Source organism: Marinicellulosiphila megalodicopiae, assembly GCF_045862395.1.
GTDB classification, from domain to species: domain Bacteria; phylum Pseudomonadota; class Gammaproteobacteria; order Pseudomonadales; family Natronospirillaceae; genus Marinicellulosiphila; species Marinicellulosiphila megalodicopiae.
On record NZ_AP023087.1, the window covers coordinates 4,252,828 to 4,267,647 of the forward strand.

The following is a 14,820-nucleotide window of genomic DNA, read 5'->3' on the forward strand; positions in this document are numbered from 1 at the left end:
AATTTCCATTATTACAACAGTTGTTGTAAAATTAATTTTAATCGAATAATAGAGTACCAACTCATGGGCCGAAAAATCAGCTTTAACAAGCAAGCTGCACTCATATCTTGCATGAATTTATTCTGGCAAAAAGGTTATGATGCGATTTCATTTAGAGACTTACAAAGTATCACAGCACTCAGTGGTCGCAGCTTAATTCATAGCTTTGGTGACAAGCGAGCCATTTTTCAATTGTGTGTTGAACAGTATTTAGACTATGTCGAGGCGATTTTAAATGAATATTCAAATTTAAATAACACACATTGCATTGAACTTTTTTTTAAAGATTTCACAACAGGTAAAATTGAGGACAATCGTAAATTTGGTTGTTTTTTATTAAATAGCATGAAGGGCACATTAGAGAATGACACACAATTTTTAGAAGATTTCACTCAATTTAAAACCCGACTCAATGCTTTTTTTACAGCACAGTTAAAATTAATACACATTAAAGATGCCAAAAAGAAATCGGAAGTTTTTTTCAGTTTATTAATTTCAGGATTGATAAAAATAAGCTTATATCAAGATACAAAAATGATGCAAAGCGAATATCAAAGTGTCTGCTTGTTATTAAACCAATGGCGTCTTGAATCAGATTCAACTAATTGATGACTTAAAACCAGCACATGGATGTGCGTATGCAACTATAAAGATTAGGAAGGTTCCCTTGTGCGAGATTTATACCAAGCGTTTATTTTTTTCATGAATGAAAAAAATAAAAATAATAAGCAAACCAAAATGGACAAACCAAAATGGACATCCACTTTTGAAGTCCAATCAATTGTTGATAAAGGCAAATTATCACCCACTTGATTAAGTTATTTTGGGCTAAACACAATTCTAATTGAGAGCATTTCACTATAACAAGATACAAAACTAAACTTGATTATATACGGGCTACCCGTATAATTATCTATTTATCAGTTACACTAAATTCCAATGAAAACGGTACAAGAGACTCAAACATTTAAAAAACAAGCTGATGCCATCTGGTCTGAAGAAGAAAGACTTGAATTTATCACTTATATATCTGAACATTTCGATGCTGGTGACGTGATCCCTAATGCTGATGGTGCACGCAAAATACGTTGGAGCGTTGGTAAACAAGGCAAACGTGGTGGGGTTAGAGTGATTTATTTTAATGTAAACGAAGATATTCTTTGTTTATTAGCAATCTACAAGAAAAACCAAACTGAAAATATGAGTTCACACGATATAAAACAGGTGCAATAAGATGAATATAAATAAAATAGCTGACGCCATTGAATTGGATGCGGGCGAATCCATTGATGGGTTGCGTGAATCTCTTCAAGAAATGCAAGCAGGTAATATCGCCCGCGAAACGACCCCTGAGCAAATATTATTGCAACAAGCTCGTCAGGCACTTAAGTTATCACAGACTAAATTTGCTACTTTAATATCAACGCCTGTTGCTACCATTCGAGACTGGGAGCAAGGTCGCTTCAAACCATCAGGCAGTGCGATAGTTTTATGCAAATTGGCTATTAAACATCCTGATTTATTATCTGATTTGGATGAACCACGTATTTAGTATCGAACTGCTTGGGTTGCACCCCCAAACACCTTTGGGTTATTAGTTTTTTGAGATAAATCTCAACCCTACACCTTCAACATGAATGTACGACTGCGACTACTCACTCAAGAAAGGTTTCCTTTCGCGACGTGCATGGATGCACTAATGCAGTGGGTGCAGGATGCACAGGAACTGCCAGGATTATCACAAAGCTTTTTATTTCTTCATGGATGAAGAAATAAAACTTAATCACCAGCACATGGATGTGCGAAATGCGACTGACAATTCAAGCAAGGTTTCCTTTCGCGACATGCATGGATGCACTAATGCAGTGGGTGCAGGATGCACAGGAACTGCCAGAGTGCGTATAAAGCGTTTAATTTAAAAAGGGACTATTAAATTAAACTTAAACAGCACATGGATGTGCGACTGCGACTGATAATCCAAGCAAGGTTTCCTTGCGCGACGTGCATGGATGCACTAATGCAGTGGGTGCAGGATGCACAGGAACTGCCAGGATTATCACAAAGCTTTTTATTTCTTCATGGATGAAGAAATAAAACTTAATCACCAGCACATGGATGTGCGAAATGCGACTGACAATCCAAGCAAGGTTTCCTTGCGCCAGGATTGTCATAAAGCGTTTAATTTAAAAAAGGGACTTTTAAATTAAAATCAAGAGTCATCAAACAACGCACGCAATCCTGCTAGCGCCTGACTACCTGTTTCTTGAGTGGTTTCTTTTGTTGATTGTCCCGCCCCTTTCCATGAAATATCTTCTTGTGGTAACTCATCTAAAAAACGACTTGGCGTACAGTCTATGGACTCACCAAATTGCTTACGCTGTGCGGCATAAGAAATGGTTAATACTTTTTTAGCTCGAGTGATGCCTACGTACATTAAACGTCGCTCTTCTTCGATGTCGTCGCTTTCTATGGAGTTTCTGTGCGGCAGTAATTCTTCTTCTAGGCCGATCATGTGTACGTGCGGAAACTCCAACCCTTTTGATGAATGCAATGTCATTAATTGCACGGCATCTTCTTGGTCTTCGTCTTCTTGGCGCTCCATCATGTCACGTAATATTAATTTACCAATGGCATCGGCAATGGTCAGTTCGTCTTCACCATCGTCCTCTTCATTCTTTTTAAACATGTAATCAATGTTGTCTACCAACATCCACACGTTTTTCATGCGTTTGAGTGCCATCTCGGGTGTGTTGGAATCGGCTTGTAAATACACTTCGTATTGAATGTCTGCCAGCATTTCTTTAATGGCTTGAATCGGGTTATCGATGGTGTGTAATTTTTGTTGAGTTTTGGCCACCCAATTAGCAAAGCGATGAATGCGATCGCCACTTGTGCCGGTGATGTAACTTGTAATTTGTGGATGCAGTGCAGACTCAAATAACCCCAATTGATTTTGTTCAGCAAAATGGTTGAGTTTTTCAATGGTCACAGGGCCAATTTCACGACGCGGCGTATTCACAATTCGTAAAAACGCAGAGTTGTCGTCGGTGTTAATCATTAAACGCAAATAACTCATGACATCTTTAATTTCGGCTTTGCCAAAAAATGATTGTCCACCATTTAGTTTATAAGGAATTTGATGATGCTGTAATTTAAATTCAAGTACACGCGCTTGGTGATTACCACGATACAAAATCGCAAAGTCACTGAATTTTAATTTACGATTTAACTTTTGAAATATAATTTGTGACGCGACCCATTCGGCTTCGGCTTCATCATTTTTACATTGCATAATGGTAATGCGATCACCACCTGCTTGTTGTGACCATAATTTCTTTTCAAATACGTGAGGGTTATGATCAATCACCACGTTTGCCGCGTTAAGAATCAACGACGTTGAGCGATAGTTTTGCTCTAGTTTGATAATTTCCAAGCTTGGGAAATCTTCTTTTAGTTTTACAAGGTTTTCAGGACGCGCACCACGCCACGAATAAATAGACTGATCGTCATCGCCCACCACAGTAAAGCGATTACGCGCGCCGACTAGCATTTTTACTAAAATATACTGACTGATGTTGGTGTCCTGATATTCATCCACCAACATGTAACGAATTTTCTTTTGCCATTTGGCTAATACGTCTTCGTGCTTGTGAAATAACTGCACAGGCAAACGAATCAAATCATCAAAATCCACAGCGTTATAGGCTTTAAGTGCGCTGTTGTATTTATCAAATACCAAAGCCGCCATTTGTTCTAGGTCGTCTTGCGCTTTTGATAATGCGGTGGCAGGTTCCCATAAATCATTCTTCCATGCTGATATTTTGTTTTGAAACATATCAATATGTTCGTCCTGATCATTCAATTCTGCCTGCACAATGTTCTTAATTAAACTGTGGGCATCTTGTTGATCAAACAGCGTAAAACCGCTACGCAGACCTAAGTAGCTTGCTTCTTTACGAATGATGTTCAAACCTAAATTATGGAAAGTAGACACAATCAAACCGTGAGACGCACGGCCTTTAACAATGGTACGCACTCGCTCTTTCATTTCACGTGCGGCTTTATTGGTAAAGGTAAGCGCTGCGATATTACGGGCTTTGAATCCACAATCTTGGATCAAGTAAGCGATTTTTTGCGTAATTACACTGGTCTTGCCAGACCCCGCGCCCGCCAATACTAGCAATGGGCAGTCGATAGTTAATACGGCTTGTTTTTGTCGATCGTTTAAATGATTCAAAGCGGAACGCTCAAGATTTTAAAAGGAGGGAGATTTTAACTTAAAAAGACTGGACATTAAACCAGTATTACAAACAGATACATAGGCCAGCCTGCTAAGCAGACTGGCTTGTTGCTCACTTATTTCACGCGTTTTTTACTCATCATTAATGACAGTACAATGCCAGCAACCAAACCACTAAAATGCCCAGCCCACGAAATACCATGCTGCACTCTAAACATTGCAATCAACGCACCTGAATAGAAAAACAAACACAACAGCGCTTGCGTCCAACTTAATAAGCTTGGGTTAAAATAAATATTGGCAAGCAACAAACCAATAAAACAATACACCAAACCAGAGGCGCCCACGACAATTCCAGATGAACTAATAACCCAAGTAAGCAGGCCAGACATTAAAATGCCCAATACAATAATCATCACCATTTGATCACGGGAATAAGAGATTTTTAAAATCATGCCACAGATCATTAACGCAAATGAATTCAACACAATATGCATGATACCACCGTGCAAAAATGCTGATAACGGGACACCTATCAATCCAAAAATCTGCCTTGGTCGAATACCCAGCGAGTTAAAATCAAAAAAGAAAACAACAAAATCTAAAACAAATACACCCCAAATAATGGCGAGTAAAATAATCAATTCGTAGGGAATGAGTTTTTTCATGTTAAATAATATCCGTTAGTGGTGAGTAAAGATTAAGATGAACATTCTAACGTAAAACACAGTGATGACAATGCAGGGATAGTTATTTGTACAGATTATTAAGAGGAAGAGAAAGACGACAAGTAAAAACCCCGTACTGACAATTCATTTGAATGATTTTGATGTAGGCTTCCTTCTAAGAGAAAAGATTGTTTTGGTACAATCGTCAACTCACAATTTTGTCAATTCAATTTAATAAAGTGGATGCCTGTTATAGTGATAGTGGTTTTTTATAGTGCTTTTTTATAGTGGTTTTTAGTGTCCTGTTTTGGCGTCGATTGATTAAAGTGTACAGGGCACATACAATCGCTGTGTTTGTTGAAGCCGCTATCAACCATATCTCAACCATCATCATAACCTTCATGACACACACGAAAAAATCAAATATTCCGCATTCAATAATCAATTGACCACTCCCAATACTCCTTAATATCAATGCCTCTTTATATCAATGAAAATATGCTGTTGTTCATGCTGTTTTTACAACAATTCAAACACATTTATTAATAAATTTGTGATAAAGATTTGATTTTTACTTCAAATATTACACTTAAGTACATTTATTAAGACAAATCCTAGGTATACTTTTTTGCATATTTAAGTATTTCAAAATTAAGGTTGTGTCATGAAACGTATTTTTACAATCTACGCAGTTATATTTCTAACAGCATGTTCTGTCGAAGAAGTCTCCATAAGCGATGCTAACAATAATGCTCAAACCAATACTATAAGCGACACAGCTAATCAGATAGAAACCAATACCAGTGCGAATACAAACTCTTCCACGCAAACGCAGACGCAAGTAAAAACTGAAACTCAGTCAGAAACTCAAACCCAGTCGGACATTCAAACTCAGTCAGAAACTCAAACAAACAGTGAGATTGCAACAAGCACCCAAACAATGACAACTATTGAGCCAGAAACACTTAAAGTGGATTTTGCAACTGGCTTTGAAATTGTAAAAAATCAATGTTCAAATTGTCACTTAGGCATTCACTCTGCTTGGGATGATCTACTGACCAAAACTGATTGGTTAAATTATACAAATGATAGTGACGAGCCTTTAATTAATATTGATGATCCGTTGAACTCTTTATTTTTACAACGTATTAAAAACTATGGCGGCGCAAATTCAACCATGCCGTGGCCAAATGATCGTGCCACTGAAGGGTTTGGCGAACTTGACTATAAACAATTACAACAATGGGTTGTTGGCTTAACAGAAATTGATTATCTGTTACCGGACTCAGATCAATCGGTTAGTTTTTTACAAACCAGCTTTAATGAGTTTGGCTTAGACTTTGAATTAGCTTGTTCTGCCGATTACGATCAAGTTGATATCGATATCTTTGATGTAAAATCTCAATCAGTTTTTATCCTAGTCGATTATCTACCTGTGGTTTCAACATCTTCTGGTTTGCAATCAGTCGAAGTTGAACAGATTGCACAAATAAATAATGATCAATCGATAAAAATAACTGGTGAAGGAATTGGTTTATGGGAAAGCGATTTAAATTTTAATGCCCTTCAAAGAAATATCGATACCAACTTTTTTGATGTGACTTTACAAATAAATTCTGTCACCAATTTGAATCATGAATTTGCAAAAATTGGTTTAATGGTTTCAAGTACTGAGGATATGTCAGGAGAATTAGTGTTTGTACATTGGTCTGGCCAAAATGGTTTAGCAGAAGACAGTGGCGAAGGTGCATTAACTAACTACCAATTATTAGTAGAAAACACAGACGTCACGATGCAATCTGAACTGCCTGCTAAAGTTCGAATTCAATATTCTGATAATCTTTTAAAAATTGGGGCCTGTATAAATTGTGAAAATCCGCAGTTAGTTGATCCAAAAGAATTTAATTTTAAACCAAAAAGTATTTATATTGCCGCCAATTCAAATTACGAAGAATCATTAACAGCCGATATTTCAGTATTTGCAAAATATAGCGCTGACTCCAATTCGGTTATTGGTGGAGCCCTGGCACAAACCACTGTCAATTGTGATGCTGGTGTTGCCCATGTTGACTTACCTTTAAATACTCACATTGATGCAATTGCCGTACATGCTAAAAGTGATGGAATCATTCGCGGCAGTAAAGTGGTCAAGCGTAGTTTTTCAGATGCAGCAAGTTGTGAATTACAAGATGGTTTGTTAACACCTAAACTACGTCGATTAAGCCAGTCGCAATTACAAAATTCAATTGCTGCTATATTTGGCGATATTTTCTCGCAGGATATTTTCCCCGATTTAGAAGATGGCGCAAAATTAATTGGCATGAATGACACAGCAGATAAACTTGCGGTAAATAATTTAAATTTCGAGAAATTTTATGAATTTGCTCGCGCGGTTACCGATACCGTTTTACAAGATCACGAAAGCATAAACAGCTGTGCTTTAAGTAGTGATACCCAATGCATTGAAGACATCAAAACTGAATATTCATTATTGATTTGGCGTCGTCCAATGAGCGAAAGTGAACACTTAAGTTTAAATGAAGTATTGGAATCGTTGCCCGATCAAGAAGCTAAACTTGAATTTCTGTTTAATTCGCTATTGTTAAGTTCAAACTTTATTTTCCGTGACGAACTCGGTGCGAGTGATTCTACAAATAATGTTAATCGTTTAAATAATTATGAATTAGTTAGCTTACTTGCCTTTGCAGTAACCAATACAACACCAGACAAAACATTACTTGAATTGGCTGCGCAATCTACACCATTGGATGCAGAGCAATTAAAACAACAAGTAACCCGCTTAATGCAAGATGAAAATTTTGAACAAGCAATGTTGCAAATGTATAGCGACTATTTAAAACTTGATTTAGTGATGACTCGCTCAAAAGAAGAACAATTGAATTTTAACGATTCAGTTCGTCGTGACGCATTAGCCAGTGCCAAACAAATGTTGCAGCAAAATATTAGCGACAACCTGTCATTTACCGATGTGTTTTCGGGGGAGCAATTTTTTACTAATCAAAATATCGATTATTTATTTGGCTTAAGCGGTAACACAAACGAATTTACTCAGGTTAATTTAAGTGATCAGCGTAATGGTGTGTTAAATCATCCTGCGTTCTTATCGGTTCACTCAACTTTATCAAGTTCGGGTATTGTAAAACGCGGCGTATTTTCATTAGAACAATTACTTTGTCAGACATTACCAGCGCCACCTGCTAGCGTAATGCCAGTTGAAGGTGCTGAGGACTTAGATAAAGAAAACACTTCAGAGCGTGAGTTATTGTTAGCCACTCACAGCTCACAAGCAGCCTGTGTTGGATGTCATGTAATTATTGATCCTGCGGGTTTTGGTTTTGAAAATTTTGACGTAATTGGCCGCTATCGCACAACTGAAAAAAATAATGTTTTGATTGATGCAAGTGGTGTACTCGACACAGTGGGAGATCATGTATTGCGTTATGACAATAGCTTGCAATATGCCCAACAAATTATTGAGTCACCGCAGTTTAATCAATGTGTCAGTAAACGCTTTTTGGAACATTTTATCGGCCAAGACTTAAAAGATGAAAATTGTGAATTGAAAAAATTCCAACAGGTTGTAAGTGGTTCTGATAAAAGTTTGGTAGATTTAATCAATGCTTTAATCGGCTTAGAAAGTTTTAGTAAACGTAAACTTGAGAATGAATAGATATGAATAAGTTCACGCGAAGACAGATTTTAAAATCATTAGGCGCCACTGGATTATTAAGTTCAGTGCAAATTAATAAATCGTTAGCGGCAACCGAGCAAGCACCTGTGCGTGTGTTGTGTGTTGCATTGCAACATGGCTGGGGATTAGCGGGTGGTTCCAACAGATTTATGCAAGGCACCCTAGATGAATTTAGCTTTCCTGATGGATTGGATCCTTTTAATACAATTAAATCACAATGTAACGTGGTTGATGGCTTGCTGACATTAGGGCAATGGGGCAATAATCACGATTTATCTTATGCGGATATTTTAACGGCAGGGGTATTAGTTGAATCTGAATCATCCGATTATGACAGCCATATGCCAATGCCTGTGAATGCATCAATTGATTATTTATTACAAGAAGCATCGGGCAAACCGGCATTTCGATTTAGTGCCGGTTATCGCTCTTGGGGCGTGCAATATCATCCATTAAGTTTTGATCATGATTTGAATGTCCTTCCCTATTATACGACTGCAAAAAGTGCCTACGACAGCATTTTTAAAGATTTGCAAAATGGGGGTTCTCTTAATTTAAGCGCAGCAGATCAAAGAGAAGCGCAAATTATGCAAAATGTGTTTAACTTTATAAAAACACCTGCCAATGAAAAATCTGCTGTATTAAATTCTAAAGAACAACAAAAATTAAACCAATATATTTTGGCAGTTGAACACGTTGAAAATAAAACACTCACTTTAAATACCTATTCTGGTAGCGAGCGTGTGGTCAATATTCCAGAGGCAGGCCAATCTAAATTAACAGACTTAGATCATTACTTAGAGATGATAAAAGTGGGATTTGCAAATGATCTTACCCGCAGTGCAGTATTAGGTATTGGCGATATTATTGATATTGCTGACTTTCATCATGAACATGCACACGGTAATACAAATACTTATTGGGACACACGTAGAACCTATGCACAGGCAATCTCAAAGTTTGTTACTCAATTAGAAAAAGTAACCGATTTCGACGGTAGACCTTTGATAGATAATACCATCATCGTATTAACTGGCGAAGTGGGTGACGGCACTCATGGCATTTTAGATAAAGGCAATATTGTCATTGGCGGTGGCGCACATATTCAAACGGGTCGTTATTTAAAACAAACAATAGAAACCGATCGAAACGTTGTAAGAAATTTAAAACGTGAAGATATTAATGGAGATTTAGTCAATCAAATAAGATGGAGTGACACTGCCAGTACACGCACAAATGCCGATCTTTTTAGAGAGATTGGCAACATTGCAGGCTTAGAATTAACTCAATTTGGTTTACCTTCGCAAAATAAAGGTAACGTGCTGATTTAAAATTGAACAGATGCAAAATAAAAAAGCCACGATATGTTTAACATTCGTGGCTTTTTTTATTGGTTAAAATAATTAAAATAGATTAAGTCTAACATCAAAATACATAGAACAAATATGTACGATTAACCGAATTTTTTTATTGTGCTAGTTATATTAAAAGTATTTTTTTTGACGAAACAACAAGCCACATGTGTGGCAAATAAAATATTATTAAATGAGTGTCTGTTTTGTCATTATTAAATGAGTGTCTGCTTTGGCATTAAATTGAAATTGTTATTTTTAAGTATTTTTCAGTTCATTATAGAGTTGTGATGCCGCACTTTTAGACAAACCACTCAGTGTTAAACCTTGCACAATATGTTTTTCACTTTTAAAAGCATCAGCGGGTTTGTTAAAAACTCTCATTCTAACTAACTCTTCACACATCCATGTGACATTTGCTTTTAGCATACGCATTCCAAAGTTATGATTAATTTGAAACATATGGCATATCTCTGAGCTCATTCGCAACCAAATGAGTAATCGCTGATCTTTTATCCGATCAAGCGCTTCTGCGATTTTTATAGAAGAAGGCGTCAAGCTACAAGATACGATTTTTAAAATTTGATAACTCAAATCAATAAGGTTTTCAAAGCTTTCTCTAACCTGACAACTTCCTCGTTCACAGTATTGCAACTCGTGTCTAAATTCACCTACCTCAACCCTGTACCAGTCTTCGCGGTATTGCCCAAAACTTGGCCAAGAAAACGTTTTGTATGGAAGCTTTTCAGCAAGTTTACGTAATGCGCATTCGTAAGCATCCGTTGTCTTGATTGATTCCAGAAAAGAAAATTCAGCATACGCAATGCAATCCTTAATTAATGGCACCTCATCAGTATTGATCGATAGCAATTTAGATTCATAGTTTTCCATATTGGCGCCTAATAAAGTACTCAAATAAATCAACAAAAAAAATCTAGATACCCAGAAAAATTAAAAAGGATTCTAAAATAAGGATTGCTGATTTTAAGGTGATAGCATTTACAAGTCCGAGTGATTTGACTTATTTGATTTCTGTGCCACAACTTGAAATATATGCCAATTGTGAGCGACACCCTGTGATGTTTTACCTGTAGATTTATGAACCTTAAAGCAAAGCAAATCAAAGTTTTTGAAAAGCTGCTTAACCTCAGCCTCATCAAAAGATGTTACCTCTGGCCAGAAAACACTTGGATTATCACCAGCTTCAGCCATAGTATCTTCTTTGCCTAGAAAAGACCCACAAAATACGCCATTTGAATCTAGACATTGATATATATTTTCCCACACACTTTTAAATTCAGAACGGGGGCAATAAAATAAACTTGCATCAGCTACAACGAGCGATGCTTTAGGGTAACTAAAAGTACTAAAAGATGACCGAGATAAAATCACGTTCTTAACACCTTCAAAGCGAGACTGGCAACGTGAGACAGACTCTTGCTCAACATCAAATCCATAAACTGTGAATCCATTTCTTGCCAAGTAGTCGATATCAGCTCCAGCGCCACAACCACAATCAATCGCAACCTTTGGTTCATTGACCATACTCACAGCCAGTACTAAATCTTCGCGTATTTCACGAAACTCAGTTGCATTGAAGTACTTGTTAATTTCCTCGCTAAACATAATTAAAACCTAACGTATTTTTAAACGGAAATTTTCAGAAATTGACATGTTAAATAATTCCCACCGATTTTTTTATAGCCCACAATATACATGAGCATATTCATAATTTAAATTATTTTAACAACTTTAATAACTTTAATAACTTTTTTGAGACAAATACAAATTTTTTGACATACAGGGATTCAGTGAGTTCAGGACAAACAGAAACTGACAATATTTTTAAGTCTGATATTAAATACAAAGAAGGCGGAGGGTTTTCATCGGTTTTAATTTGCTTTGTTATGTGACGACGTGTCTAAATACAAGTCCACCTAATAGGCCGATAATCAGATGACACAAAAAAAATAACCATTTACCTTTTTTAAAGAATAAAATACTAGAGATTACTCCTGAAATTATAACAACAATTCCGATACCCATAAACAAGGACCAAATTAATACCCCAAATCCAAAATATGGAATAACAATTAAGTAGTTATATACACTATTTACTTTTGGCAATTCATGCCCAAAGAAATTACCTAAATAGAAGCAAGATAATAATAAATACCATGCAATGATAATAAATAATAATTTATGTATATATTTCATTGAGTCCACATAACGCCGCAATAAGCGGCAAGATAAACGTTGGCTATATTTGTTGTGAGGAACGAACAGCAGCCAACGTTTAGATGTCCGTTTTAATTGCCTTTGTTATACGTGGTTTAATTGTTTAAATACCAATAATCAATAGAGGATTTCTTTTTTGCTATATTTTCTAATTCAAGAATATTTACAATAAATTCTGTTGAAACAGTTGCCTCTTCTCTATATTTACTTTTTAATTTTACCTCTAATCCAGCTGGAAGTATCAAAGTATTATCTTGATTTTTAATTTCTATATTAGTTATGAGTTCAAATTTTTCATCGGGATATGATGAAAGTAAATCATAATCAAAGAATTTTAACATGATAAATGCTGATGTAATTAACCCCAATATAAATGAAACTAGAATAATGATGGCAATCTTCAATTTGATGTTCCTTCTAGCGTATAACGCTCTAATAAACCGCGCAACAACGCGGAGGCTTCTTTGTGTATACTTCGCGAAGCGAAACACAAAGAAGCCGGAGTGTTTTGCGTCGGTTTTAATTAGCTTTGTTATACGCTCATTAGTATATCAATAAATAAATTACTTTTTTCATCTTCTTTATAAATTGGAGTAAGTATTTTTTCTATTGGAATAATAATTTCAGTGCCATTATTTTCGAAAACCAATTCAAAAAACACTATTAATTTTGAGTGTTCTAATTCCAATTTATCGTCAGATGAAGCAGGTTCCCAGTATGCAAACCAATATTTACGATAATTTGACCACTCAACACCCACTATACCTCCTTGATTATTATAAATTGTATTATCATCCATTTTAATCGAAATATTTCTAATAATTTTAGGTAGATTTTCTTTATTTTCAGAGTGGAATGAAATAAAAATCTTATATGGACTACCGTATGTTCCAGTTAATGAAAACAATCCTGAATATGTCCAATCAGGTACCAGTCTAACTTTATATTCTCCGCCATGAATCTGTGCATTAGAGCCATCAAATTCACGATACTTTGAAGTTGTGCATCCTTGAAATAAGGTAAAAGTTAAAATGCATATTATTAATTTGATAGTGACTCCAGCGTATAACGCCAAGTTAACCGGCAAAATGGCCGGAGTGTAGTGTTGCGTAATAATGCACGAAGTGCATACGCATAAACGAAACGGAGGTTACTTTGTCCGCGTTGAACTTTTTGTTATGAGCTTTTTCTGGATTAAATACATTTTACCGTTTTCTTGAACAACTTTGAGGTTTTTAAGGAACGACATACCTAGAAGTATTTCATCTCCCTCCATGCCGGTAGCTACAGAAGCTTTTACGTCGAAAAGATATATTTCACCAACTCTAACTTCTTTTGCTTTTGATGCATAGGAAAGCGCCTTCCCATTAGCAGTGGTTGAATAATAAGTCTTCCCAAACGGCATACCTAAATAGTTTGCTACACCCGTTGGAACTGCAATGTTAGTTGCACCAGTATCTAATAGAAACTTAACCTCTTTGCCGTTAATTTGACCAATAAAGATATAGTGACCGCCTGCACCTTGAGACAACGAAACTTGCACATCCCCATTTTCTAGTGTTTTAGTGATGGGGTGCTGTGCATTCAATAGAGGCTCAGTGATATTTGGATCATATGAATAAATACCAAAAAAAACCAACAGCACAACCACCACAATAAATAAATATTTTTTGAATTTCTCAATTTTCTTCCGTTTTTCGACTTCAACGATTTTTATACGTGCTGTCGATATGTCTACTATCTTCTTTGAATCATGATCCATTTAATACTTCTTCTAACCTAAATTACAGTGATACTGGTGGAATGCTCATAACATGTTATTAGACGGATTTTTTCTACATTTCGCATTTTCAATAGTTACCGTCGATTTATTTGAATAACACAATATACATGAGCTCAAGCACAATTAAAATTACTAAAACAACTATTTTTTTGAAGTAAATACGGAATATGTCTTTGCTATTTTAGAGTCTTGATATAAAAACATAGCAAATTGCAGAAACACAGAAATATAGATAGCAAAAAGAAATAGGGAAAAATTCTGTCTATCTGATAATTAACATCCCATGGGTTATGGGAGTTTTCAAAAATTTAAATAAAAATAGAGTAATTAAAGTGACATTACAACGTATTTAGTAACAACTCCCTGTACATTCAAATTTTGAATTTTGAGAAATATGGATATTTTCCATATTTCTTGTCCGCCTATTTTTTTTTACTATTTTTCTGTCTTTGAGCTGAATTTACTATTTTTTTGGCCGGATCTGGATATCCAGTCAGCAATAACAGGGAAAATATGTAACTCCTTTTTTTATAGATTTGGATAGTTTTTTCGTAATGAATCACGAACCTACAGGTTTGGAAACTAGACAGGCATTTTTAGAATTTTGTGCTGAGTTTGTATGATTTTTTTGTTAATAGAAGCCGTTGGGTGATGTTTTTTCGTTTTGTTTTGGATAGTTTTTTCGTAATGAATCACGAACCTACAAAAGAAAAATTGGGTATCTGTTTTGACCCTTTGCTAGTTTTTTCGTAATGAATCACAAACCTACAAAAGAAAAATTGGGTGTC

12 protein-coding genes are annotated in these 14,820 nt (G+C 35.8%); 5 read left to right on the top strand and 7 right to left on the bottom strand.

Features of this window, described 5'->3' with window-relative positions; all coding sequences use genetic code 11:
* Positions 1-63: 63 nt before the first annotated feature.
* The 3 genes from TYM08_RS18285 to TYM08_RS18295 all read left to right on the top strand — a co-directional run bounded on the left by TYM08_RS18285 (position 64) and on the right by TYM08_RS18295 (position 1,591).
* Positions 64-648, top strand: coding sequence for a TetR/AcrR family transcriptional regulator (locus tag TYM08_RS18285; protein WP_422380590.1), 585 nt, complete (start codon positions 64-66; stop codon positions 646-648).
* A gap of 330 nt (positions 649-978) precedes the next feature.
* Entirely contained in the window at positions 979-1,272 is a 294-nt protein-coding gene (locus TYM08_RS18290) for a transcriptional regulator (RefSeq protein WP_422380591.1), read from the top strand.
* 1 nt (position 1,273) lies between these two features.
* Positions 1,274-1,591 (top strand): helix-turn-helix domain-containing protein, encoded by a 318-nt coding sequence (locus tag TYM08_RS18295; RefSeq protein ID WP_422380592.1) that lies wholly within the window; start codon positions 1,274-1,276, stop codon positions 1,589-1,591.
* 657 nt (positions 1,592-2,248) lie between these two features.
* On the opposite strand, the gene rep is transcribed toward TYM08_RS18295, so the two are convergent.
* Entirely contained in the window at positions 2,249-4,276 is a 2,028-nt protein-coding gene (rep, locus tag TYM08_RS18300; RefSeq protein WP_422380593.1) for a DNA helicase Rep, read from the bottom strand.
* A gap of 119 nt (positions 4,277-4,395) precedes the next feature.
* Positions 4,396-4,947: a rhomboid family intramembrane serine protease gene (locus tag TYM08_RS18305; protein WP_422380594.1), complete on the bottom strand. Its 552-nt coding sequence runs from the start codon at positions 4,945-4,947 to the stop codon at positions 4,396-4,398.
* 664 nt (positions 4,948-5,611) lie between these two features.
* Between TYM08_RS18305 and TYM08_RS18310 the strand changes: the two genes are divergently transcribed.
* Together TYM08_RS18310 and TYM08_RS18315 are read left to right on the top strand one after the other, a co-directional pair.
* Positions 5,612-8,638 carry a DUF1588 domain-containing protein gene (locus TYM08_RS18310; protein ID WP_422380595.1) on the top strand — a complete coding sequence of 1,009 codons (3,027 nt, stop codon included), beginning with the start codon at positions 5,612-5,614 and terminating at the stop codon, positions 8,636-8,638.
* A gap of 2 nt (positions 8,639-8,640) precedes the next feature.
* Positions 8,641-9,990, top strand: a complete 1,350-nt coding sequence (locus tag TYM08_RS18315; RefSeq protein WP_422380596.1) for a DUF1552 domain-containing protein — start codon at positions 8,641-8,643, stop codon at positions 9,988-9,990.
* 279 nt (positions 9,991-10,269) lie between these two features.
* On the opposite strand, the gene TYM08_RS18320 is transcribed toward TYM08_RS18315, so the two are convergent.
* From TYM08_RS18320 to TYM08_RS18340, 5 genes are all read right to left on the bottom strand, one after another.
* A complete protein-coding gene (locus TYM08_RS18320) occupies positions 10,270-10,902 on the bottom strand; it encodes a hypothetical protein (RefSeq protein WP_422380597.1) in 633 nt (210 codons plus the stop codon).
* 108 nt (positions 10,903-11,010) lie between these two features.
* Positions 11,011-11,637, bottom strand: coding sequence for a class I SAM-dependent methyltransferase (locus tag TYM08_RS18325; RefSeq protein ID WP_422380598.1), 627 nt, complete (start codon positions 11,635-11,637; stop codon positions 11,011-11,013).
* Between the two features lie 707 nt (positions 11,638-12,344).
* Positions 12,345-12,653, bottom strand: coding sequence for a hypothetical protein (locus TYM08_RS18330; RefSeq protein ID WP_422380599.1), 309 nt, complete (start codon positions 12,651-12,653; stop codon positions 12,345-12,347).
* Positions 12,654-12,781: 128 nt separating this feature from the next.
* Complete coding sequence (locus tag TYM08_RS18335; protein ID WP_422380600.1) at positions 12,782-13,324, bottom strand: hypothetical protein; 543 nt, start codon at positions 13,322-13,324, stop codon at positions 12,782-12,784.
* A 75-nt stretch (positions 13,325-13,399) separates the two neighbouring features.
* A complete protein-coding gene (locus TYM08_RS18340) occupies positions 13,400-14,011 on the bottom strand; it encodes a retropepsin-like aspartic protease family protein (protein WP_422380601.1) in 612 nt (203 codons plus the stop codon).
* Between the last annotated feature and the right edge of the window lie 809 nt (positions 14,012-14,820).

Excerpts from the sequence above, each read along its gene's own strand:
- TYM08_RS18295 (WP_422380592.1), top strand. The coding sequence starts at position 1,274 with ATGAATATAAATAAAATAGCTGACGCCATTGAATTGGATGCGGGCGAA.
- TYM08_RS18305 (WP_422380594.1), bottom strand. The coding sequence starts at position 4,947 with ATGAAAAAACTCATTCCCTACGAATTGATTATTTTACTCGCCATTATT.
- TYM08_RS18290 (WP_422380591.1), top strand. The coding sequence starts at position 979 with ATGAAAACGGTACAAGAGACTCAAACATTTAAAAAACAAGCTGATGCC.
- TYM08_RS18325 (WP_422380598.1), bottom strand. The coding sequence starts at position 11,637 with ATGTTTAGCGAGGAAATTAACAAGTACTTCAATGCAACTGAGTTTCGT.
- TYM08_RS18315 (WP_422380596.1), top strand. The coding sequence starts at position 8,641 with ATGAATAAGTTCACGCGAAGACAGATTTTAAAATCATTAGGCGCCACT.
- TYM08_RS18320 (WP_422380597.1), bottom strand. The coding sequence starts at position 10,902 with ATGGAAAACTATGAATCTAAATTGCTATCGATCAATACTGATGAGGTG.
- TYM08_RS18340 (WP_422380601.1), bottom strand. The coding sequence starts at position 14,011 with ATGGATCATGATTCAAAGAAGATAGTAGACATATCGACAGCACGTATA.
- TYM08_RS18285 (WP_422380590.1), top strand. The coding sequence starts at position 64 with ATGGGCCGAAAAATCAGCTTTAACAAGCAAGCTGCACTCATATCTTGC.
- TYM08_RS18310 (WP_422380595.1), top strand. The coding sequence starts at position 5,612 with ATGAAACGTATTTTTACAATCTACGCAGTTATATTTCTAACAGCATGT.